The organism is Aliivibrio sp. 1S128, from assembly GCF_001691065.1.
Lineage (GTDB): Bacteria > Pseudomonadota > Gammaproteobacteria > Enterobacterales > Vibrionaceae > Aliivibrio.
The window spans coordinates 69754-91956 of record NZ_MAJV01000002.1 but is presented as its reverse complement, the minus strand read 5'-3'; the positions used below and the strand labels follow the sequence as shown (position 1 = coordinate 91956).

General features: G+C 41.7%; 19 protein-coding genes. 10 read left to right on the top strand and 9 right to left on the bottom strand.

Translation table 11 applies throughout. The features are described 5' to 3' along the window. The first annotated feature begins 215 nt into the window (after window positions 1–215). Window positions 216–1607 (top strand): uracil-xanthine permease family protein, encoded by a 1392-nt coding sequence (locus A6E03_RS01265; protein ID WP_065594452.1) that lies wholly within the window; start codon window positions 216–218, stop codon window positions 1605–1607. A 255-nt stretch (window positions 1608–1862) separates the two neighbouring features. Here the strand turns inward: A6E03_RS01265 and envZ are convergent, their stop codons facing one another. From envZ to rph, 4 genes are all read right to left on the bottom strand, one after another. Then, window positions 1863–3188, bottom strand: a complete 1326-nt coding sequence (envZ, locus tag A6E03_RS01260) for a two-component system sensor histidine kinase EnvZ (protein WP_255310564.1) — start codon at window positions 3186–3188, stop codon at window positions 1863–1865. A gap of 339 nt (window positions 3189–3527) precedes the next feature. Then, the gene (gene ompR / locus A6E03_RS01255) at window positions 3528–4247 is read right to left on the bottom strand and encodes a two-component system response regulator OmpR (RefSeq protein WP_065594455.1); all 720 of its coding nucleotides are present in this window, start codon (window positions 4245–4247) and stop codon (window positions 3528–3530) included. Between the two features lie 183 nt (window positions 4248–4430). Next, window positions 4431–5072, bottom strand: a complete 642-nt coding sequence (gene pyrE / locus A6E03_RS01250) for an orotate phosphoribosyltransferase (protein WP_065594456.1) — start codon at window positions 5070–5072, stop codon at window positions 4431–4433. Window positions 5073–5285: 213 nt separating this feature from the next. After that, window positions 5286–6002: a ribonuclease PH gene (rph, locus tag A6E03_RS01245; protein WP_017022159.1), complete on the bottom strand. Its 717-nt coding sequence runs from the start codon at window positions 6000–6002 to the stop codon at window positions 5286–5288. A gap of 186 nt (window positions 6003–6188) precedes the next feature. Here rph and A6E03_RS01240 point away from each other — a divergent pair, with 186 nt between their 5' ends. Next, window positions 6189–7052 carry a YicC/YloC family endoribonuclease gene (locus tag A6E03_RS01240; RefSeq protein ID WP_065600006.1) on the top strand — a complete coding sequence of 288 codons (864 nt, stop codon included), beginning with the start codon at window positions 6189–6191 and terminating at the stop codon, window positions 7050–7052. Between the two features lie 82 nt (window positions 7053–7134). On the opposite strand, the gene A6E03_RS01235 is transcribed toward A6E03_RS01240, so the two are convergent. Next, on the bottom strand, window positions 7135–7563 hold the full coding sequence (locus A6E03_RS01235; RefSeq protein WP_065594458.1) for a phosphate-starvation-inducible protein PsiE: 429 nt from the start codon (window positions 7561–7563) through the stop codon (window positions 7135–7137). Window positions 7564–7799: 236 nt separating this feature from the next. On the opposite strand from A6E03_RS01235, the gene gmk reads away from it, so the two are divergent. The 4 genes from gmk (at window position 7800) to trmH (ending at window position 11924) form a co-directional block, all read left to right on the top strand. Continuing rightward, entirely contained in the window at window positions 7800–8423 is a 624-nt protein-coding gene (gene gmk, locus A6E03_RS01230) for a guanylate kinase (protein WP_065594459.1), read from the top strand. Window positions 8424–8531: 108 nt separating this feature from the next. Then, window positions 8532–8804 (top strand): DNA-directed RNA polymerase subunit omega, encoded by a 273-nt coding sequence (rpoZ, locus tag A6E03_RS01225; protein ID WP_065594460.1) that lies wholly within the window; start codon window positions 8532–8534, stop codon window positions 8802–8804. A gap of 53 nt (window positions 8805–8857) precedes the next feature. Further along, window positions 8858–10984, top strand: coding sequence for a bifunctional GTP diphosphokinase/guanosine-3',5'-bis pyrophosphate 3'-pyrophosphohydrolase (gene spoT / locus A6E03_RS01220; protein WP_065594461.1), 2127 nt, complete (start codon window positions 8858–8860; stop codon window positions 10982–10984). Window positions 10985–11237: 253 nt separating this feature from the next. Then, window positions 11238–11924 carry a tRNA (guanosine(18)-2'-O)-methyltransferase TrmH gene (trmH, locus tag A6E03_RS01215; RefSeq protein WP_065594462.1) on the top strand — a complete coding sequence of 229 codons (687 nt, stop codon included), beginning with the start codon at window positions 11238–11240 and terminating at the stop codon, window positions 11922–11924. Window positions 11925–12120: 196 nt separating this feature from the next. Here the strand turns inward: trmH and A6E03_RS01210 are convergent, their stop codons facing one another. From A6E03_RS01210 to typA, 4 genes are all read right to left on the bottom strand, one after another. After that, entirely contained in the window at window positions 12121–13020 is a 900-nt protein-coding gene (locus A6E03_RS01210; protein WP_065594463.1) for a bifunctional GNAT family N-acetyltransferase/hotdog fold thioesterase, read from the bottom strand. Window positions 13021–13399: 379 nt separating this feature from the next. Further along, window positions 13400–13834, bottom strand: coding sequence for a D-aminoacyl-tRNA deacylase (gene dtd, locus A6E03_RS01205; RefSeq protein ID WP_065594464.1), 435 nt, complete (start codon window positions 13832–13834; stop codon window positions 13400–13402). After that, entirely contained in the window at window positions 13806–14738 is a 933-nt protein-coding gene (locus tag A6E03_RS01200; protein ID WP_065594465.1) for a virulence factor BrkB family protein, read from the bottom strand. The genes dtd and A6E03_RS01200 overlap by 29 nt, the downstream gene beginning before the upstream one ends. 207 nt (window positions 14739–14945) lie before the next feature. Continuing rightward, window positions 14946–16775, bottom strand: a complete 1830-nt coding sequence (typA, locus tag A6E03_RS01195; protein WP_218059910.1) for a translational GTPase TypA — start codon at window positions 16773–16775, stop codon at window positions 14946–14948. A gap of 557 nt (window positions 16776–17332) precedes the next feature. Here typA and glnA point away from each other — a divergent pair. The 4 genes from glnA (at window position 17333) to glnG (ending at window position 22124) form a co-directional block, all read left to right on the top strand. Beyond that, entirely contained in the window at window positions 17333–18742 is a 1410-nt protein-coding gene (glnA, locus tag A6E03_RS01190) for a glutamate--ammonia ligase (RefSeq protein ID WP_065594467.1), read from the top strand. Window positions 18743–18961: 219 nt separating this feature from the next. Then, a complete protein-coding gene (locus A6E03_RS01185; protein ID WP_065594468.1) occupies window positions 18962–19501 on the top strand; it encodes a DUF4124 domain-containing protein in 540 nt (179 codons plus the stop codon). 122 nt (window positions 19502–19623) lie between these two features. Next, window positions 19624–20667, top strand: coding sequence for a nitrogen regulation protein NR(II) (gene glnL, locus A6E03_RS01180; protein ID WP_065594469.1), 1044 nt, complete (start codon window positions 19624–19626; stop codon window positions 20665–20667). A 56-nt stretch (window positions 20668–20723) separates the two neighbouring features. Then, window positions 20724–22124, top strand: a complete 1401-nt coding sequence (glnG, locus tag A6E03_RS01175; protein ID WP_065594470.1) for a nitrogen regulation protein NR(I) — start codon at window positions 20724–20726, stop codon at window positions 22122–22124. Window positions 22125–22203 lie beyond the last annotated feature (79 nt).

Sequence of the window (22203 nt, the reverse complement as noted above, 5' to 3'; positions counted from 1 at the left end):
CTCTGAACTCAGCTCTTAAAAAACCACAAGCAAACGATTGCTTTTTGCTTTTTTATCCGTAGAATACCGTCCCAATTGATTAAGCACTCATTTAATCAATCAACCCCAACAGAGACAGGTTCTGATTAACAGCAATCACAGATTGACGCCTTCTCACTTCATGCTCCCATTCAGCGAACCATGAAGACAACGTTATACAATTAGGAATATCGGCCATGACCGTTAAAAATAACACCACAAAACCATCTGAACTGATTTATCAATTAGATGAGCGTCCACCGCTACCGCAAACTTTATTTGCTGCACTTCAGCATTTATTGGCGATGTTTGTCGCGATTATTACTCCCTCTCTGATCATTTGTCAGACGCTTGGTGTTCCAGCAGCAGAAACTAATACCATCATTAGTATGTCTCTATTCGCTTCTGGTATTTCTTCTTTTATTCAAATCAAAACCTTTGGTCCTATTGGTTCTGGTCTTCTTTCTGTTCAAGGCACAAGCTTTAATTTCTTAGGTCCAATCATTGGTGCAGGTCTAGCACTTAAAGCGGGGGGCGCTGATGTTCCAACAATGATGGCTGCTATTTTCGGTACTATCTTAGTGGCGTCGACTGCTGAAATCTTCCTTTCTCGTGTACTTGAATACGCTCAAAAAATCATTACTCCATTAGTGTCTGGCATTGTTGTGACATTAATTGGTTTAACGCTTATCCAAGTTGGCCTTGTGTCAATGGGTGGTGGTTACTCTGCAATGGGTGATGGCACATTTGGTAGCTTAGATAAACTGGCGTTGGCTGGTACGGTATTACTTATCATAGTGGTGCTTAACCGCTCTACTAACCCTTACCTGCGTATGGCTTCTATCGTGATTGCGATGGCGGTAGGGACAATAGCGGCATGGGCAATGGGTATGCTCAATACCAATATGACTCATGACGCTGAACTAATTGCTCTGCCAATTCCAATGCAATATGGCTTAAGCTTTGATTGGTCTTTGTTTATTCCGCTGGTTCTGATTTTCTTAATCACCGCACTAGAAGCGATTGGCGATATTACCGCAACCTCTGAAGTATCAGGCCAACCAGTAAAAGGCCCTGTTTACATCAAGCGTATTAAAGGCGGTGTATTAGCCGATGGCCTTAACTCTGCTATTGCAGCCGCATTCAACAGTTTCCCTAACTCTACTTTCAGCCAAAACAACGGCGTAATTTTGCTAACAGGGGTTGCTAGTCGTTATGTGGGTTACTTCATTGCAGGTATGTTAGTTATCCTTGGTCTATTCCCTGGTGTTGCAAGCTTTGTTCAAGTGATTCCTGAGCCTGTACTTGGCGGCGCTACGATTGTGATGTTCGGTACGATTGCGGCGGCGGGTGTGCGTATTATCTCTCGTGTTGATCTAGACCGTCGTGCCATCTTAATCATGGCAATGTCTTTCTCTATGGGCCTTGGTTTGGCACAAAAACCTGAAATCCTTCAGTTCATGCCTGAGATGATTAAAAACATTTTCTCATCCGGCGTAACGGCGGGTGGTGTGACGGCGATTCTTCTGAATATTATTCTTCCAAGCAGTGAAGTGTTTGAAGAAGAGAAAGAAGAAGCGAAGATCTAAGAGCAGAGGCGAGATACGAGTACGCTTCGCTCGAGGGACGAGTAAAAAAAGACCGCAGATGATTATCGTCTGCGGTCTTTTTTATGTTTGGGAGGAAAGAGCTAGAGGCTATACGCTGCGCTAACTAGAAACTATAAGAGCACGTATCTCTTAGGTTTCAGGTGTACTCGCTTTTGATTTTCCTGAAACCTTCGCTTTTGCTCTTCCTCGCCCCTCGAGCGAAGCGTCCTCGAATCCAGTCCCTGCTATCCCCTTTTATTTCCCAAGCGGAAACATGACTTGAACCTTCAATCCACCTTCACGACGATTCGCTAAACTCACGTCACCTTGATGCTGGCCAACAATACGTTTTACGATCGCCAAGCCTAAACCGGTGCCTTCACTTCCTCGCGCCGTATCACCACGGGTAAAAGGTTCAAACACGGACTCTAATTGCGCTTCATCAATACCTGGGCCGTTATCTTCAATGATAACCCACGCGGTTTTGTGATCGGCTGATACTCGCGTAGAAACTGAAATCCAATCACCACCATAACGAATGGCGTTTACGACTAAATTGGTGACAACACGCTTAATCGCTACCCCATTACCATGAATAGATTTAGGTATATCCACCAAGTTGGTTTTGATTTCGCGCTCATAACCACCTTCAGCTAAAATGACCTCATTAACGATGGTATTCAAATCAACATCAATAAAATCTTGTGTCGCTGCCGGCTTCAGATAATCCATAAACTGACCGATAATCTCATTACACTCTTCAGTATCTTTAATCATGCTTTCAGCTAAATAATCATCTTCTGGTGACATCATCTCAGTGGCTAAGCGAATACGAGTTAATGGGGTTCGAATATCGTGACTCACCCCTGCCATTAATAACGCTCTGTCTTGCTCTAATTGCTGAATTCCTTTCGACATTTGATTAAAAGCACGCGTTACCGCTTGAATTTCTGAGGCTCCTCTTTCAGGTAATAGCTCTGGGATCTCTCCTTTACCCACCTTGCGAGCAGCTGTTTGCAGCGCCATTAATGGCCGGTTCTGAATCCGTATAAACGCCCAACCACCAAGAATAACTAATAAAGCAATAAACAGACTGTTTCTAAATAGCGGGGCAAAATCCTCTTCTTGCAGCTCTGAAAGTGGGATCCGCATATAAAACTGAGGCATCGCATCACTCTTCATCCATAATACATAGCTATCAGAGCCGAGTATCAAGCGTACTTCTGTTGGCGAGTTAAGCTCTTGCGACATCTCTTCACTTAAAAAGTCTACCGGGCTGGCTTCGTAATACTCTTTCATTTCAGGATCATGTTCATCATGAAGACTGACGCCAAGCTGCTCTAATAATTGACGACGCAATGGTTGTCCTAACTGCACATTTTTTCCATTTTTAAGCGTGACATCTTCAGCCAGCATTAAGCGCACTTCATAAGCGAGAATACGGTTAAATTGCTGCAAACTTGGTAATAACGCGTAGTTAAATACCGCAAGATAAGAGAATATTTGACTGGCTGTAAGGAGTGAGGCGAGAAGTAATAGTGTTCTGGCGAAGGTACTTTTCATGGGAGTTCTCTGTTTAATGATGAATTTTAAGAGAGCTAGAGACTATACGCTGCGCTAGCTAGAAACTATAAGAGCGAGTATGGCTGGTGTGACTTTAGGTTTCAGGACGCTTCGCTTGCAGGGTTCAGAGGTGGATGTTGTTATCACAGCGACAAAGAAGGATTATCCCCCCTTTATCGCTATAACGATGAGATCGACATAGTTAATATAAGGGGAGGAACTGTATTTTACACGCTGCAATTACAACACTCTAAATTCTAGATCTTCCGCTTTTGACCTTATAGGAGCGAAGCGTTCCAGTTAGCGCAGCGTATAGTTTCTAGTTCTTTACCTGAATCCTCGACTCTCGTCCCTTCTCTATCCCTCTGCACCATCCGGTACAAACACATAACCCAATCCCCATACCGTTTGAATATAGCGAGGGCGACTTGGATCTTCTTCAATCATACGACGAAGACGAGAAATTTGAACATCGATAGAACGTTCCATTGCTGAATATTCACGGCCACGAGCCATGTTCATCAACTTATCACGTGACATAGGTTCACGCATATTCGTTACTAATGATTTAAGTACCGCGAATTCACCCGATGTTAATGGCATCGGTTCTTCATTACGGAACATCTCACGCGTGCCTAAATTTAGACGGAAATCGCCAAACTCAACCACTTTATCTTCAGCACTTGGCGCACCTGGCGCTTCAATAACTTGACGACGTAATACCGCTCGAATACGAGCTAATAACTCGCGCGGATTAAATGGTTTCGGTAGATAATCATCTGCACCCACTTCTAAACCAACAATACGATCAATCTCATCGCCTTTTGCCGTCAGCATTAAAATTGGCAGCATGTTGTTATTACTACGTAAACGACGACAAATAGATAGTCCATCTTCGCCTGGTAACATTAAGTCCAATACCATTAAGTGAAACGTTTCTCGTGCTAGCAGACGATCCATTTGTTCACTATTTGCAACACTACGAACTTGGAAGCCTTGCTCTGATAAATAACGCTCTAACAAAGAACGAAGGCGAGCATCATCATCAACAACTAAAATCTTATGGTTTTCTTGCATGGGCTTAACCTCAATATATGTCTTATTTCAGTTTACTCGTTACTTTTACAAAAAGTACGCTTTAATCGATAAAAATGAGAAGTAAAATTGTTACGTTTTATGTGTAACTTTATACATTATGCAAAAAAATAGCCGACATTCAGCCAGCTATACTACTATTATCATTGATCAATACGACTGGTATTAAATACCAAACTCAGCACGGTACGCCTTTACAGATTCAAGTTGCTCAACATTGCCACCTTTCTCTTCTAAGAAAGAGATAAGGTCAGTTAAGCTTACAATTGAGATAATTGAACAACCAAAATCACGCTCTACTTCTTGAATCGCAGATAATTCGCCTTTGCCTTTTTCTTGGCGATCGATTGCCACAAGAACACCCGCAAGATCAGCCCCATTCGCTTGGATAATTTCCATTGATTCACGGATTGCAGTACCTGCTGTGATCACATCATCAACCAACATGATACGACCTTCAAGTGCACTACCGACTAAGTTGCCACCTTCACCGTGATTTTTTGCTTCTTTACGGTTAAAGCAATATGGCTTATCTGTATCGTGGTGGTCAGCCAATGCAACCGCTGTTGTCGTTGCAATTGGAATGCCTTTGTACGCAGGGCCAAATAACACATCATAATCAATACCTGATTCAACTAATGCCGCGGCATAGAAACGACCTAAACGTGCTAGATCACGACCGGTATTAAATAGACCAGCGTTGAAAAAATATGGGCTTATACGGCCAGACTTTAAAGTAAACTCACCAAACTTTAGGACTTCTTTCTCAAGGGCAAATTCAATAAACTCACGCTGGTATGCTTTCATCTTCATTCTCTCTTTTTGGTTAATAATTTATAACTTTCAAATCGGTAAAGCTGCATTAGAGTTCAGATCGGTCGCAAGCTCCCTTGCAGAGTTCAGAGGTGAACGTGGTGATTACAGCGCCCGCCTCTGAATTCTGCAAGCGAAGCGATCTGAACTCTGCTCTTAAAATACATAAAAAAATAGCCCCTGAATCAGGAGCCATTAAAAAATCAATTATTCGGCCAACGCCGCTTTCTGCTGCTCAATGATATCATTGATGCCCTGTTGCGCCAGAGCCAGCATATCTAACAATTCCTGATGAGAGAACGGCGCTTCTTCTGCCGTGCCTTGCACTTCAATCATCTTACCGTCTTCCATCATTACGACGTTCATGTCGGTATCAGCGGCTGAATCTTCTAAATACTCAAGGTCACAAATCGCTTCACCTTTATAGATACCAACAGAAACAGCAGCAACGTGCCCTTTCATTGGGTTCTTTTTCAGTTTGCCTGATGCGATCATGTGGTTGATAGCGTCAGCTAATGCAACACTTGCGCCTGTAATAGACGCAGTACGTGTACCACCATCCGCTTGGATAACATCACAATCGACCGTGATCATTTGCTCACCTAGCGCTTCTAGGTCAACAGCAGCACGAAGGCTACGAGCGATCAGACGTTGGATTTCCATCGTACGACCGCCTTGTTTACCACTTGCTGCTTCACGACGGTTACGTGTATGTGTTGCACGAGGTAGCATGCCGTATTCAGCCGTTACCCAACCTTTACCTTTGCCTTTTAACCAGCGAGGAACATTTTCTTCAACACTTGCAGTACAAATTACTTTTGTATTACCAAATTCAACTAATACAGACCCTTCTGCGTGTGCAGTAAAGTGACGAGTAATCGTAATTGGACGGACTTGCTGAGCTGTTCTTCCGCTTGGACGCATGGCAGATACCTTGATTATGACAAATTGTCGGCGATTATACCGAACTCCCATAATAAAGCATAGCGTCTGTTTTCTTCTCTCATTTACTTACACAGATTGCTATTACTTCCTAAAGCGCTTATCTGCTATAGTAGCGCCAACATTTTTATGCATCATCCTTCCTATTGATGATTTGAGGACGCTTACATGATCTACAGTATGACAGCTTACGCACGCCGCGAAGTAAAAGGCGATTGGGGTACGGCAGTGTGGGAAATCCGCTCTGTAAACCAACGTTACTTAGAAACTTACTTCCGTATGCCAGAACAATTTCGTGGTTTAGAGCCTGTATTACGTGAGCGTTTTCGTAAGCGCCTTGCTCGCGGTAAAGTAGAATGCCACCTACGTTTTGAATCAAACAACGAAGCAAGCAGCGAATTAAGAATCAATGAAGACCTAGCTCGCCAAGTAATTAAAGCGGCGCAGTGGGTAAAAACTGAATCTGGCGAAGGCGGTATTAACCCTTTCCAAGTTCTGCAATGGCAAGGTGTGATGGAAGCGCCAGAGCAAGATTTCGATTCAATCAATAAAGAACTATTGGCGGAATTTGAACTGACTGTAAATGATTTCGTTGAAGCGCGTGCAAACGAAGGCGAAAACATGAAAGCGCTGATCGTTCAGCGTTTAGATGCGATCACTGAAGAAGCAGCGAAAGTTCGTGCACGTATGCCTGAGATTTTAGAATGGCAACGTAACCGTCTTTTGACTAAATTTGAAGATGCGAAAATTGAATTAGATTCTTCTCGTGTTGAACAAGAGCTTATCCTTCTTGCTCAAAAATCTGACGTAGCTGAAGAGCTTGACCGTTTAGATTCACATGTGAAAGAAACAACGAATGTGATGAAGAAAGGCGGCGCTTGTGGCCGTAAACTTGATTTCATGATGCAAGAATTTAACCGTGAAGCGAACACGCTAGCGTCTAAATCTATCAGCACAGATGTAACGGCGTCTGGCGTTGAGCTTAAAGTACTTATCGAACAAATGCGTGAGCAGATCCAGAACATTGAATAATCAGTTCTAATTGCGAACCATTAAAAAAGCCTCGTGGATAATCTACGAGGCTTTCTATTAAATACCAGAGTGTTAGCTCTGGTTACTCATCATATTTCTTACTATTCTCATGCGCTTCGTACGGCCAATAATAATGCCCCGCTCGGATCAATAACGTTGCCGCAGCTAAAATAAAGGCGGCGAGCGCTAACCATACCACTAATACCGCATCCAACTCTTTCATACCCAACGTTATGTAACGAGCGATTGCCATCATTGCGATATAAATAGGGTAACGTACTGGGATCTTACCGTTCATCACAAATTGCTGCACCATGGCTAACACTTCAAGATAAATAAACATTAATAATATGTCTGTAAGTTGAATTTGTTGTTCTGCAAAAACATGTACAAATTCATTTACCATCGCAAACAAGGTCGCTAACGTAATCGCAACCAGCAATATGGCTTCTAATATATGGAATACTTTTAAGAAAGGTTTACTGAACCCTTTAGGTAAATGAGAAGGCATGAGGCATTGTCCACCGTAATAACTATAATAAGGATATTAATTGTTTAAGCTCTAATGATAGTGCGAAGCAACGTTAACACAAAATTATTATTTCAATTAGCGTATTTATTTCATTCAAATTAATTCTAGATTGTGCTATTCTTCGCCACCCAATTTTCTATGCTTCGCATTCATCTTTATTCTACGTTTAAAGCGTAATTTACAGAGAAATGCCATAACTCCCAAGAGAATCTATCATGAGTAAAGGTACACTTTATATTGTGTCAGCGCCAAGTGGTGCTGGTAAGTCGAGTTTGATCTCGGCACTGTTAGAAAGCAACCCAACTTATGCTATGAAAGTCTCTGTGTCTCATACTACTCGAGGTATGCGTCCAGGAGAAACTGATGGTACTCATTACCATTTTATTCAGAAAGAGCATTTTGAAGAGTTGATCGAAAAAAATGAATTCTTAGAATACGCAGAAGTATTTGGAAACTACTACGGTACTTCTCGCGTATGGATCGAAGAAACTCTTGATAAAGGCATTGATGTGTTTTTAGATATTGATTGGCAAGGTGCTCGTCAAATCCGTAAACAAATGCCTTTAGCAAAAAGTGTGTTCATTCTTCCTCCATCAAATGGGGAACTAGAACGACGCTTAAATGCACGTGGTCAAGACAGCGATGCTGTTATTGCTAAGCGCATGAGTGAAGCAAAGTCTGAAATATCTCACTATCATGAGTATGATTATGTGATTATTAATGATGACTTTGATACTGCACAAATGGACTTCCGTGCCATTATTCGTGCAGAGCGCTTAAAGCAAGACAAACAAACCATGAAATACAAAGGCATGTTAGACGCGTTATTATCTGACTAGTTTCTTCGTATTTCTATTAGTATCTTGTAACCCTAGCTAGAAACTTATACAGGTTACTTGTATACTTTCTCAACATATAACTATTTTTGTTAATAAATTGGAGTCCTCATGGCACGTGTAACCGTTCAAGACGCAGTTGAAAAAATCGGCAACCGTTTCGACCTTGTTTTAGTTTCATCTCGTCGCGCACGTCAGCTACAAACTGGTGGTAAAGATGCGCTAGTGCCTGAAGAGAACGATAAAACAACTGTTATCGCTCTTCGTGAAATCGAAGAAGGCCTGATCACAAAAGATCTACTTGATGCTCGTGAACGTCAAGAGCAACAAGAGCAAGATGCCGCTGAACTAGCAGCAGTAAGCTCAATCACTCACAATCGTTAATCTCTATAATCTTTTATAGATTATAAATTACAGCAAACCTGACGGGGCGAAATTTGGATTTATTCGATAGCCTGAAAGATGTTGCCAAAGATTACCTGCCAGAGCCTCACATTGAGGCTCTTCGTCGATCTTATCTGGTAGCAAAAGAGGCCCATGAAGGGCAGACTCGCTCAAGTGGCGAACCTTATATCATTCATCCAGTAGCTGTGGCTCGTATCCTTGCAGAAATGCGACTCGACCATAAAACGCTAATGGCTGCACTGCTTCACGATGTTATTGAAGACACTGAAGTTAGCAAGGAAGAGCTAGCAGAACAATTTGGCGAGACTGTTGCTGAATTAGTGGATGGCGTTTCTAAGCTGGACAAACTTAAGTTCCGCGATAAAAAAGAAGCACAGGCCGAAAACTTCCGAAAAATGGTCATGGCGATGGTGCAAGACATCCGCGTTATTTTGATCAAACTTGCCGACCGTACTCACAATATGCGTACGCTGGGTGCTCTACGCCCAGATAAACGCCGTCGTATTGCTCGTGAAACCTTAGAAATATTCTCTCCTTTGGCGCATCGCCTTGGTATTCACAATATTAAAACTGAACTTGAAGAGTTAGGTTTTGAAGCCCTTTACCCAAATCGCTACCGCGTATTAAAAGAAGTAGTAAAGTCGGCTCGTGGTAACCGTAAAGAGATGATTCAAAAAATCCACTCTGAAATCGAAGGCCGTATTGCTGAAGCCGGCATTAAGGGTCGTGTGATTGGACGAGAGAAAAACCTGTTCGCTATTTACAATAAAATGAAAAATAAAGAGCAGCGCTTCCATACTATTATGGATATCTACGCGTTCCGAGTGATCACTGACAATGTCGATACCTGTTATCGCGCACTAGGTCAGGTTCATAGTATTTATAAACCTCGTCCTGGTCGTATTAAAGATTACATTGCTGTACCAAAAGCCAATGGTTACCAATCGCTTCACACCTCAATGGTCGGCCCCCACGGCGTCCCCGTTGAAGTGCAGATCCGCACTGAAGACATGGAACAAATGGCGAATAAAGGTGTGGCTGCACACTGGTCGTATAAAGAGGGTGATAACTCAAGTACGACAGCACAGATCCGCGCTCAGCGTTGGATGCAAAGCTTACTTGAGCTTCAACAAAGTGCAGGTAACTCATTTGAATTTATTGAAAATGTAAAATCGGATTTATTCCCGAACGAAATTTACGTTTTCACCCCTAAAGGTCGTATTTTTGAATTGCCCGTGGGAGCAACTGCGGTTGATTTCGCTTATGCCGTTCACTCTGATGTTGGTAACAGCTGTGTTGGCTCACGTGTTAACCGTCAACCTTACCCATTAAGTAAACCACTTAAGAGCGGTCAAACGGTTGAAATCATCAGTGCTCCAGGCGCGCGTCCAAACGCCGCTTGGTTAAACTATGTTGTGACCTCTAAAGCTCGCACTAAAATTCGTCAAGTTCTGAAGACGATGCGTAAAGAAGATTCGATCATTTTAGGTCGTCGCTTACTTAATCATGCGCTTGGTCATAATGTATCAATTGATGATGTATCAAAAGACAATATCACTCATGTTCTCTCTGGTCTAAAACTGGCTGAGTTTGACGATTTACTTGCTGCTATTGGCTTGGGTGAATTAATGAGTATTGTCGTTGCTCGCCGTCTTCTTGGTGATGCCGATGAACTGACAGAGCAAGACTCTTCAAATATCGAAACCTCTACAGGTAAGAAATTACCAATTCGTGGTGCTGACGGTATTTTACTAACGTTTGCAAACTGTTGTCGCCCTATTCCGGGAGACCATATTATTGCTCATGTAAGTCCTGGTCGTGGCCTTGTGGTTCACATGGAAGAGTGTGCAAATGTCCGTGGTTATCAAAAAGAACTTGATAAATACATGGGCGTTGAGTGGGCTGATGAATTTGACCAAGAATTCGCAACCGCGTTGGATATTGATATTCAAAACCATCAAGGCGCATTGGCAAGTTTAACGAATGTCATTGCCAGTACGGGTTCCAATATTCGTGGTATAACAACCGAAGAAAAAGACGGTCGTTTATATACGGTTACGGTTGAATTAACAGCCAAAGATCGTACTCATTTAGCGGAAATAATGCGTCGAATTCGTGTTATGTCACACGTACTTAAAGTTCGTAGACATAAGAACTAGAAGCAGAAAATGAAGGGACGAGGTTCAAGTACGGACTTCGTCCTTTTAGTAAGAGCTATACGCTGCGCTAACTAGAACGCTTCGCTCTAGAAACTATAAAATCAAAAGCATTGACCGATTTAAGAATGGTCTTCCAATCTAGTAATATAATGCTCTTATAGTCTCTAGTTAGCACCGCGTATAGTTTCTAGTTCCAATTTTACTGCCCTTACTCGTCCCTAGTCCCCCTAACCTATTTCAAGAAATTAAAATAATGAACCTAGAACGCTATCAACGTATTACTTCTGTATTAAAATCTCGCCAAACTGATCTCACTTTATGTTTAGAAGAAGTTCATAAACCTAATAATGTTTCCGCTATTATTCGTACAGCAGATGCCACTGGGGTTCATAAAGTACACGCGGTTTGGCCAACAGAACAAATGAAAACATTAGCTCATACTTCTGCTGGCGCTCGTAATTGGGTAGACGTTGAAACACATAAGAACATTGATGATGCTTTTGCGGTTTTAAAAGGCCAAGGTATGCAGATCCTTGCGACTAACTTGTCTGATACTGCGGTTGATTTTCGTGAAATTGATTACACCAAACCAACGGCCATCATTCTTGGTAGTGAAAAAACGGGCATCAGCAAAAAAGCATTAGCGATGGCTGACCATGACATCATCATTCCTATGGTTGGCATGGTGCAGTCTTTAAATGTATCAGTAGCCAGTGCCTTGATTTTATACGAAGCACAGCGTCAGCGTGATTTAGCGGGAATGTATGACCGTGAAGAGAGTGCGTTGCCTGCAGAGTATATTAATAATGTCTTATTTGAACGTGGTCACCCTGTACTTGCTCGCGTCGCAAAGCGTAAGAAGCTGCCTTACCCTCAATTAGATGGAACGGGACAGATTGTTGCGGATGAAGCGTGGTGGGCAGCGATGCAGGCGAAATAAGAGTAAAAACTTAGGGTTCAGATCGGTCGCAAGCTCCCTTACAGAGTTCAGGGGTGATTGTTGTGAGACTAGATACTATACGCTGCGCTAACTAGAAACTATAAAAGCAAGAGAAGTTCCTCTGAACTCTGATTTTTTAGCTCTTGCTGTTGCTCTTATAGAAGCGAAGCGGTCTAGTTAGCGCAGCGTATCGTTTCTAGTTTCTCATCAGCATAAACGTTCCTGAAAACTCAGCCGCAGGCGTGTCACCATTACACAAAGCAACCGTTACTTTTACACGCGCTCGTTTACCTGATTTCAAACGGTCGAAATCACCTTGTAAGCAATTCAACGACGTAATGCCTTTCGGGTTGTCAGTAATAGGCTGACGATAACGAATATGACTATCAACTAACATAATGCTAGCTGAATCCAAACCACGCTCTTTGAGTAATAACCACACCATTCCCCACGCAGTTAACGTTCCCAAAGTAAATATGCTGCCTGCAAACATGGTGTTATGAGGATTAAGATTGGCATTTAAAACCGCACTGACTTCAAATCGATAACCCGTATATTGGGTTATTTTAATGCCCATTTTGTCACTGATTGGGATCTCTTTTTCCCAGCGGTCTTGTAGTTCGGCACACCAATCTGGACGACGTAATACATCAGCAAGGGGATCGAGTTGCTTGAGCATTTGTTGATGACGAATAGGCCCTCGCTCATCTGTTAACTCGCCTTGGCTTTCAAATCCATTTCGAACATAAAACGGAATTGCCTCTTCACGGGCATTACATACTAATCGCTTAGCCCCTTCTTGGCGCGCGTAAGACTCTAGGGCTACCATTATTAGTGCACCTATACCTTTACCTCGAAAGTGCGGAGATACCGCCATATAGCGAATTTGGCCATCATTATCGGGGGTTAGATATAAACGTCCGATTGCAACCGGCTTTCCTCTACCATCCAAAATCATTCGATGCTGGCTCATATCATCATAAGCATCACGTTCAGAACCCACAGGCTGACGCCAAGGCTCACGTAATACTTGCCAGCGGAAATGGTAGTAGGCTTTCAGTTCTGCCTCTGTGGTTGGGGTGATCAATCGAAACATATAAATCCTTTTATTATGATTAGGGACGAGGGTTCAGGGGGTGATCGTTGTGAGACTAGATACTATACGCTGCGCTAGCTAGAGACTATAAGAGAAAAAAGCGAGATTTCAGGCTTCAGGAAGAGCAAGAGCAAAAGCAATCTCCGCGGAACTCTGCAAGTCAAAGCGACCTAAGTTCTACTCTTTCGTTTTTGCTCTTGTAGAAGCGAAGCGGTCTAGTTAGTAAAACGTATAGTTTCTAGTTCTTTTCCTGAAACCTAAGAAACTCACCACATCAACACACTCGCTCTTATAGTCTCTAGTCAGCGAAGCGTATAGTCTTCTGCTTTTCCTCGCCCCTCGAGCGAAGCGTCCTCGACTCTCGTCCCTGCTCTATACTCTATACCTGCAACCAAAACGTCACAGGCCCATCATTCACTAGCGACACCTTCATATCCGCGGCAAATCGCCCTCTTTGCGTATTTATCTTCTCTTCGCATAAGTCTGAAAAGTAATCATACAAACGCTCAGCATCAACAGGATGCGCACCTTTAGAAAAACCTGGGCGTGTGCCTTTTTTAGTGTCTGCAGGCAACGTAAATTGTGAAACCACTAATACACTACCGCCAATTTGTTGCACATTTAAGTTCATCTTACCGTCATCATCTTCAAAAATTCGATAAGTCAGAACGCGTTCCATTAGCCGTTTTGCTTTGGCTTCATCATCTTCTCTTTCGACACCGAGCAAGATCAATAACCCTTGATTAATCTCACCCGTTACTTCGCCATCAACTTTTACTGCGGCTTCACTTACTCTTTGGATCAGTGCTATCACTTTCTATCAACCCTTTTGATTCTGTTAATACCGTATTCTCTGTTTCAAATATATGCGTGTTCACTTTATCTATCAACCACTGATCTGATTCACCCAAACTTGCCGTGATTTCAGCACCAATTAAAACGATAATCCAACATAGATAAACCCATACAAATAGAATCGGTACCGCCGCTAAAGCGCCATAAATAACTTCATAGGATGGAAATTGCGTAATGTATTGTGCGAAACCCACCTTGCTGATTTCAAACAAGCACCCTGCTGACATCGCACCAACAAGGGCGTGCCTTATTCGTATTTTTTTATTCGGTACTAATAAATACAAACCAACAAAGGCAGAAAATGACAATATGATAGGCAACCAACCTAGCAAAGTCCGATAAAAACTCGATACGATTTCATCGTCCATGATCTTTAATGAAGTCAAATACGAAGTTGCAGCAATACTTGCCCCAACCAATAATGGACCTAGGGTTAAAATCATCCAATACAATGAAAATGAATACATTGGACGACGTTTTTTCTTCACTCGCCAAATGTAGTTCAGGCTACGATCAATTGCTGATATCAGCATCACAGAGGCCACAAATAAGAACCCAGAACCGACCGCTGTCATCTTCCCAGTATTGGAGATGAATTCTTTAAGGCTCCCTTCCACTGCATCACTGGCGGCAGGGACAAAGTTTTGAATCACAAATGCTTGAACAGTCTCTCCTGCTCCTGAAAAAATAGGAAACTGAGAAAGCACAGAAAGCAACACGGTAACCAAAGGCACTAGCGATAACAACGTAATATAGGCCATATAACCGGCACTGACCGTCAATCGGTCATGAATAATGCGTTGCTTTAAAAATACAAAGTATGACCAGCTAATCCTTAGCGTATGTTTAATTTTTTCTTCCATCGATTTACTCTTAAAAAATATCAGTTTTTACATATACCAATACAAATAAGTCTGTGTCCAGATAATTGCGTATAAAAAATGGCCACCTACTTATTTGGGCTGGTATTATCATAGCAGATAAAAAAATCCCTTCGTAGTTGCCTACAAAGGGATTTGATATTTATTCAATTTACAATTTAACGATAACGCTAAATCAAAAATTAATAATTACTTAGGCGCACGACCAGCACGTTTACGATCGTTCTCTGTAAGTAGTTTCTTACGGATACGAATGCTTACTGGTGTTACTTCTACTAGCTCATCAACGTCGATGAATTCAAGAGCTTGCTCAAGAGTCAAATCGATGAAAGGAGAAAGCGTTTGTGCTTCATCAGTACCAGAAGAACGTACGTTAGTCAGTTGCTTACCACGAATACAGTTAACTGTAAGGTCGTTTGCACGGTTATGAATACCGATGATTTGACCTTCGTATACTTCTGTAGCGTGACCTAGGAATAAACGACCGCGATCTTGTAGGAAGAATAGTGAGTAAGTAACCGCTTTACCAGCTTGGTTACAAATTAGTACACCATTTTTACGTTGACCAATTGTGCCGCCTTTGTGAGGACCGTAGTGATCAAATGCGTGGTAGATAAGACCAGAACCAGAAGTCATTGTCATGAATTCAGTTTGGAAACCGATAAGACCACGAGAAGGCATCATAAAGTCCATACGTACACGGCCTTTACCATCTGGAGCCATATCAGTTAGTTCACCCTTACGAGTACCGATACTTTCCATTACCGCGCCTTGGTTCTCTTCAACTACATCGATTGTTACCGTTTCAAACGGTTCCATTAGTTGACCATCTACCATACGTTCGATAACTTCAGGACGAGATACTGCTAGCTCGAAACCTTCACGACGCATGTTTTCGATTAAGATACCTAGGTGAAGTTCACCACGACCAGATACTTTAAATTTATCCGGATCACCAGTTTCTTCAACTTTAAGTGCAACGTTGTGTACTAGTTCTTTTTGTAAACGCTCAAGGATGTTACGTGAAGTAACGAATTTACCTTCTTTACCACAGAATGGTGAGTTGTTTACTTGGAAAGTCATTGTCACTGTTGGTTCATCAACAGTTAGTGGTGGCAATGCTTCAACATTGTTTTGCGCACAAACAGTATCAGAAATTTTAAGCTCGCCTAAACCACTGATAGCAACAATGTTACCTGCTTCAGCAAATTCAACATCATGACGCTCAAGACCTAAGTAACCTAGTACTTGGCCAATTTTGCCTTTACGTTCTTTACCGTCAGCACCGATAACTGTAACCGCTTGGTTAACTTTAACGCTACCACGTGTAATACGACCAACACCGATAACACCAACGTATGCGTTGTGATCAAGTTGAGAAATTTGCATTTGGAAGTCACCTTCACGGTCAGCAACAGGTGCATCAACACCGTCAACGATCGCTTGGAATAAAGATTCCATGTTTTCAGTTTCTTCTTCTGATTCAGCGTTAGCCCAACCATTTAGTGCAGAAGCGTAAACAACTTTAAAGTCTAGTTGTTCATCAGTTGCGCCTAGGTTATCGAATAAATCAAATACTTGATCCATAACCCACTCAGGACGTGCGCCTGGACGGTCAACCTTGTTGATTACAACGATTGGCTTAAGACCGTGTGCGAATGCTTTTTGCGTTACGAAACGCGTTTGAGGCATTGGACCGTCAACAGCATCTACGATAAGTAGAACTGAATCAACCATAGACATAATACGCTCAACTTCACCACCGAAATCGGCGTGTCCTGGAGTATCTACGATGTTGATGTTGTAATCGTTCCAAGTAATCGCTGTGTTCTTAGCAAGGATCGTGATACCACGTTCTTTTTCGATATCGTTCGAGTCCATGACGCGCTCTTCAGCTTCACCACGAGATTCAAGCGTACCTGATTGCTGGAGCAATTTATCAACCAACGTTGTTTTACCGTGGTCGACGTGCGCAATAATTGCGATATTTCTTAGTTTATCAAGTTGTGGAGTAGACATGGATTCAAATTCACTCAGAACATGTAGAGCCACCATTGGCGCTACTTTGGTTTAAAAACGGTCAATAATTTAACAGATTTTAGAGCAAAACCCACGAAATATGTGATTGAAGACACAATTTTTTTTCAATTTATTTAATCAAGCCCACAAAAGTGACGAAAAAAAGAACAATTGAGCCATTATTTATTCAATTTTTTCCTTCACTTTATTTTTTTAAACAAAAAACAAAAACTCAAACATATCAATAATTTAAATTTATTACGTTGATTTTATTGTGCATTCGGCAAGGGAATTAGATTGACAAATATACGATTTCACTGCTGAATAGCAGGGAGAAGTAAATTAGTGACTAATTATTTTTTATTTAACTCATGCATTTTTGCACCATAACAGTGCAAAGAGAGATCAAAATGGTGCAAATAACAAGTGCTATTCAAATAAAATATAACTAAGTCATTAATATTAAAGGATTATTACTTTTGGCACAGTTCTAGCTATATAGTAAATAACAGCTTAGCTGGCCAATATTTATATTATAACACTGGAGGTTATCCTACATGTCAGTAGAAAACGTATTCGCTCTAATTCAAGAAAACGAAGTGAAATTTATTGATTTACGCTTTACCGATACAAAAGGTAAAGAGCAACACATCTCAATTCCTTCTCATCAAGTTGATGCCGACTTCTTTGAAGACGGCAAAATGTTCGACGGTTCTTCAGTAGCTGGCTGGAAAGGCATTAATGAATCTGACATGGTAATGATGCCAGATGCAGCAAGTGCAGTTCTTGACCCGTTCACAGCAGATCCAACACTAAATATCCGTTGTGACATTCTTGAACCAACAACAATGCAAGGTTACGATCGTGACCCTCGCTCAATCGCAAAACGTTCTGAAGACTATCTACGTTCAACAGGTCTTGCTGACACTGTTTTAGTTGGCCCAGAACCAGAATTTTTCCTATTTGATGACGTTCGCTTTAATACTGATATGTCAGGTTCTTTCTTTAAGATTGATGATATCGAAGCGGCGTGGAACTCAGGTACTGAATACGAAGGCGGCAACAAAGGCCACCGTCCTGGCGTTAAAGGCGGTTACTTCCCTGTAGCTCCTGTTGATTCATCTCAAGATATTCGTTCTGCTATGTGTTTAATCATGGAAGAAATGGGCCTTGTTGTTGAAGCTCACCACCACGAAGTAGCAACGGCGGGTCAAAATGAGATCGCAACACGCTTCAATACGCTAACAAACAAAGCTGATGAAACTCAAATCTATAAGTATGTTGTTCATAACGTAGCTCACGCTTACGGTAAAACAGCGACTTTCATGCCAAAACCTCTTGTTGGTGACAACGGTTCAGGTATGCACGTTCATATGTCATTGAACAAAGATGGACAAAACTTATTTGCTGGCGATAAGTACGGCGGCCTATCAGAAATGGCTATCTTCTTCATTGGCGGTATCATTAAACACGCTCGTGCAATCAACGCATTTGCTAACCCAACCACTAACTCATACAAGCGTCTTGTCCCTGGTTTTGAAGCACCTGTTATGCTTGCATACTCTGCACGTAACCGTTCTGCTTCTATCCGTATTCCAGTAGTACCAAGCCCGAAAGCTCGTCGTATCGAAGTTCGTTTTGGTGACCCAGCGGCAAACCCATACTTAAGCTACTCAGCAATGCTAATGGCTGGTCTTGACGGAATTAAGAACAAGATCCACCCAGGCGAAGCAATGGATAAAGATCTGTATGACCTTCCTGCGGAAGAAGCCGCTGAGATCCCTAAAGTAGCCGAGTCTCTAGATATCGCACTGCAAGCTCTGGATTCAGATCGTGAATTCTTAACGGCGGGTGGCGTATTCTCTAATGACTTCATTGATTCTTACATCAGCCTTAAAGCTCAAGATGTTGCAGCTATCAACACAGCGGTTCACCCTCTTGAATTTGAAATGTATTACTCAGTTTAATTCTGACGTAACAAATTGAAATCAATCTGATGTTTTTAGGCTCGCTTCACAAGCGGGCCTTTTTTATATTGGCAAAACCTATTTTACGCGCAACACTTACTCTATTCATACAATAAATAACCAACATCTTCATTGTATTGAATCACATAACCCAAACGAGATTTCATACATTAAACGAATTATTGAAATCAAATAATAACCATCATCAATGGTGGAACTATGCCTCATACATATATTGTAATTTTACTCATTAGCCTTTTTTCGCTTCCTACCGCCGCCGAGAGTGTTTACACATGGGAAGATAATAAGGGTGTAAGGCATTTCAGTGATACTCCACCACCAAGCAACACCAAATCAAAACAACTGTCATTCTCTTCAACTCCAAATGAAGTAGAAAATATCCCTGCACCTGCAAAGCAAAAAAAATCCGTATCTAAAAATACAAAGAAAGCGGATAAAGAAGCGTTAGCTCCACTCAAAATTTCTATTACTAACCTATCCCAAGAAGAAACAGTGCGCAGTTCTCGAGGGCACATCATGGTGCTTACTGAGCTAACTCGTAAACTTTCTATTGATGAAAAGCTTCAATTAATACTTGATGGGTCACCTTATGGTCTTCCTCAAACCTCTAGAGAATGGAAACTCACCAACATAGAGAGAGGCACTCACATCATTACGGTTGTTGCCCAAAAAGACGGCAAGAGAATTGCATCAACTAAGATATTAACTGTGCACTTGCATCGACCATCCAAACTATAAGTACATATAGTGAGTAAGAGCGTATAAATTCACGTTCTTTGGAGAGTCACTGTCTTTTAACAAAGGCAACGATGCACTAGAATGGTGCATTCAAATGTGATGACAAGGATGTGGTTCTGATTATGGATTTTTCAACGCAATTGCTAGATCATCAAGTAACCGCTATTTTATTGCTTGATGACCTACGTAACATTCATTACGCCAACCCAGCAGCTGAACAACTTTTTTCACAAAGTGCCCAACGTATGGCAGCACATACTTTTGATAACCTTTTTCAGCACTCGAAATTCGATTTATCTACTTTAATGCTGCCTCTTGATACCGGCCAAAGTGTCACAGACAGCGATGTATGCATGATAGTGAACAATCAGCCGTTGTATATTGAAGTAACATCAAGCCCTATCGAAATAAAAAAATCACTGTATCTGTTAGTTGAAATTCGCCAAATAGAACAACAACGTCGCTTATCTCAAGAAATTAACCAGCATGCTCAGCAACAAGCAGCCAAAGTATTGGTACGTAGCTTGGCGCATGAAATAAAGAACCCTCTTGGCGGCTTACGCGGCGCGGCGCAGCTATTAGAAAGAATGTTGCCAAACCCAGAATTACACGAATATACTCAAATCATTATCGAGCAAGCCGACCGATTACGTAATCTGGTTGATCGCTTGTTGGGTCCGCAAAAATTAGGGCAAAAGAAGCCTGAAAACCTACACGCAATTATCGAAAAAGTACGTCAATTAATTGAGTTAAACTCAAGTTACCAAGTTTCTATCATTAGAGATTATGACCCTAGCCTGCCTGATTTAGATATGGATGCAGAACAAATAGAACAAGCTCTCTTAAATATTATCAGTAATGCTGCTGAAGTATTAAAAGACCAACCCGATGGCATCATAACCTTACGAACTCGCACCGATTACCAAACCAACATCTATGGGCAGCGTCATCGACTTGCCGCAAAAATAGAGATCATAGATAACGGTCCTGGCATTCCAAGTCATATCCAAGACACATTATTTTACCCAATGGTCAGCGCTCGTGAAGGTGGCACAGGTCTTGGGCTCTCTATTTCACAAAACCTAATTGACCAACACAATGGAAAAATCGATGTCTCTAGTTGGCCAGGAAAAACAGTATTTACGGTTTACCTTCCACTTAAATAATAAAAATAACCACCACAATAAAGACAAATTTATAAGTGGATGTTGGAGAAATAATTATGAGCAAAGGATTTATTTGGGTTGTCGATGATGACAGCTCTATTCGCTGGGTATTAGAAAAAACATTAACAAGCACAAACATGATGTGTGAAAGTTTTGGCGACGCAGAAAGTGTGATTCAAGCGCTAGAGCGTAACGTCCCTGATGTGATCATTTCTGATATTAGAATGCCAGGTATGGATGGTTTATCTCTATTAAACCACGTTCAAGAAAACTACCCTGAGCTACCCGTTATCATAATGACAGCTCACTCAGATCTTGATGCGGCGGTAAGTGCTTACCAGAAGGGAGCGTTCGAATACCTACCAAAACCATTTGATATTGATGAAGCACTCACATTAGTTGAACGAGCATTAGCACACAGCCAAGAACAGAAAAAACAAAGCAGCAATAAACCGATTAAAGAACACAATGTTCCCGAGATCATCGGTGAAGCTCCTGCAATGCAGGAAGTATTTCGTGCTATCGGTCGTTTATCTCGCTCGTCGATCTCTGTGCTTATTAATGGGGAATCCGGAACGGGTAAAGAATTAGTGGCTCACGCATTGCACCGCCATAGCCCACGTTCAAATAACGAATTTATCGCTCTTAATATGGCCGCTATCCCAAAAGACTTGATTGAATCTGAACTCTTTGGTCATGAAAAAGGGGCATTTACTGGCGCAAATTCGGTTCGTAAAGGTCGATTTGAACAGGCCAATGGGGGCACTCTATTTCTAGATGAAATCGGCGATATGCCATTAGATATTCAAACTCGATTACTTCGTGTTTTGGCTGACGGACAATTTTACCGTGTAGGCGGACACTCTCCTGTCCAAGTCGATGTGCGGATTATTGCCGCAACACACCAAAACTTAGAACAATTAGTGAAAGATGGTGGCTTTAGAGAAGATTTATATCATCGATTAAATGTGATTCGCGTACACATTCCTGCTTTACGGGAACGTCGTGAAGATATAACCCAATTAACGGAACACTTCTTACACTTAGCATCAAAAGAGTTAGGTATTGAATGCAAAACCCTCAGCAAAGATGCAAGTAAAAAGCTCGGGGAATGTGCGTGGCCAGGCAACGTTAGACAATTAGAAAACACGTGTCGTTGGCTTACGGTAATGGCAAGCAGCCAAGAGGTTCTTTCTTCCGATTTACCACCAGAATTATTCACCTCTACCACAACATCAGTACAACATTCAGTCGATTGGCAAGAGCAACTAAGCGAATGGGTAGAGGAACAATTATCTCTAGGGGAAACTGATATTTTAAATAAAGTAATTCCCAATGTAGAACGTATCTTGTTAGAAAAAGCCCTTCATCATACTCATGGCCATAAACAAGATGCCGCAAAATTACTTGGCTGGGGAAGAAATACATTAACAAGAAAATTAAAAGAGATTGAATAACTCGCTTGAAAGAAAATCAGTAATAATCACGCTCAATACTTTATTTAAAGTCCCCTACTGCCTTTAGATAGAGGACCAA

Coding starts and splice junctions, on each gene's coding strand:
- A6E03_RS01265 (WP_065594452.1), top strand. CDS start 216: ATGACCGTTAAAAATAACACCACAAAACCATCTGAACTGATTTATCAA.
- ompR (WP_065594455.1), bottom strand. CDS start 4,247: ATGCAAGAAAACCATAAGATTTTAGTTGTTGATGATGATGCTCGCCTT.
- pyrE (WP_065594456.1), bottom strand. CDS start 5,072: ATGAAAGCATACCAGCGTGAGTTTATTGAATTTGCCCTTGAGAAAGAA.
- rph (WP_017022159.1), bottom strand. CDS start 6,002: ATGCGTCCAAGCGGAAGAACAGCTCAGCAAGTCCGTCCAATTACGATT.
- A6E03_RS01240 (WP_065600006.1), top strand. CDS start 6,189: ATGATCTACAGTATGACAGCTTACGCACGCCGCGAAGTAAAAGGCGAT.
- A6E03_RS01235 (WP_065594458.1), bottom strand. CDS start 7,563: ATGCCTTCTCATTTACCTAAAGGGTTCAGTAAACCTTTCTTAAAAGTA.
- gmk (WP_065594459.1), top strand. CDS start 7,800: ATGAGTAAAGGTACACTTTATATTGTGTCAGCGCCAAGTGGTGCTGGT.
- rpoZ (WP_065594460.1), top strand. CDS start 8,532: ATGGCACGTGTAACCGTTCAAGACGCAGTTGAAAAAATCGGCAACCGT.
- trmH (WP_065594462.1), top strand. CDS start 11,238: ATGAACCTAGAACGCTATCAACGTATTACTTCTGTATTAAAATCTCGC.
- A6E03_RS01210 (WP_065594463.1), bottom strand. CDS start 13,020: ATGTTTCGATTGATCACCCCAACCACAGAGGCAGAACTGAAAGCCTAC.
- A6E03_RS01200 (WP_065594465.1), bottom strand. CDS start 14,738: ATGGAAGAAAAAATTAAACATACGCTAAGGATTAGCTGGTCATACTTT.
- typA (WP_218059910.1), bottom strand. CDS start 16,775: ATGTCTACTCCACAACTTGATAAACTAAGAAATATCGCAATTATTGCG.
- glnA (WP_065594467.1), top strand. CDS start 17,333: ATGTCAGTAGAAAACGTATTCGCTCTAATTCAAGAAAACGAAGTGAAA.
- A6E03_RS01185 (WP_065594468.1), top strand. CDS start 18,962: ATGCCTCATACATATATTGTAATTTTACTCATTAGCCTTTTTTCGCTT.
- glnL (WP_065594469.1), top strand. CDS start 19,624: ATGGATTTTTCAACGCAATTGCTAGATCATCAAGTAACCGCTATTTTA.
- glnG (WP_065594470.1), top strand. CDS start 20,724: ATGAGCAAAGGATTTATTTGGGTTGTCGATGATGACAGCTCTATTCGC.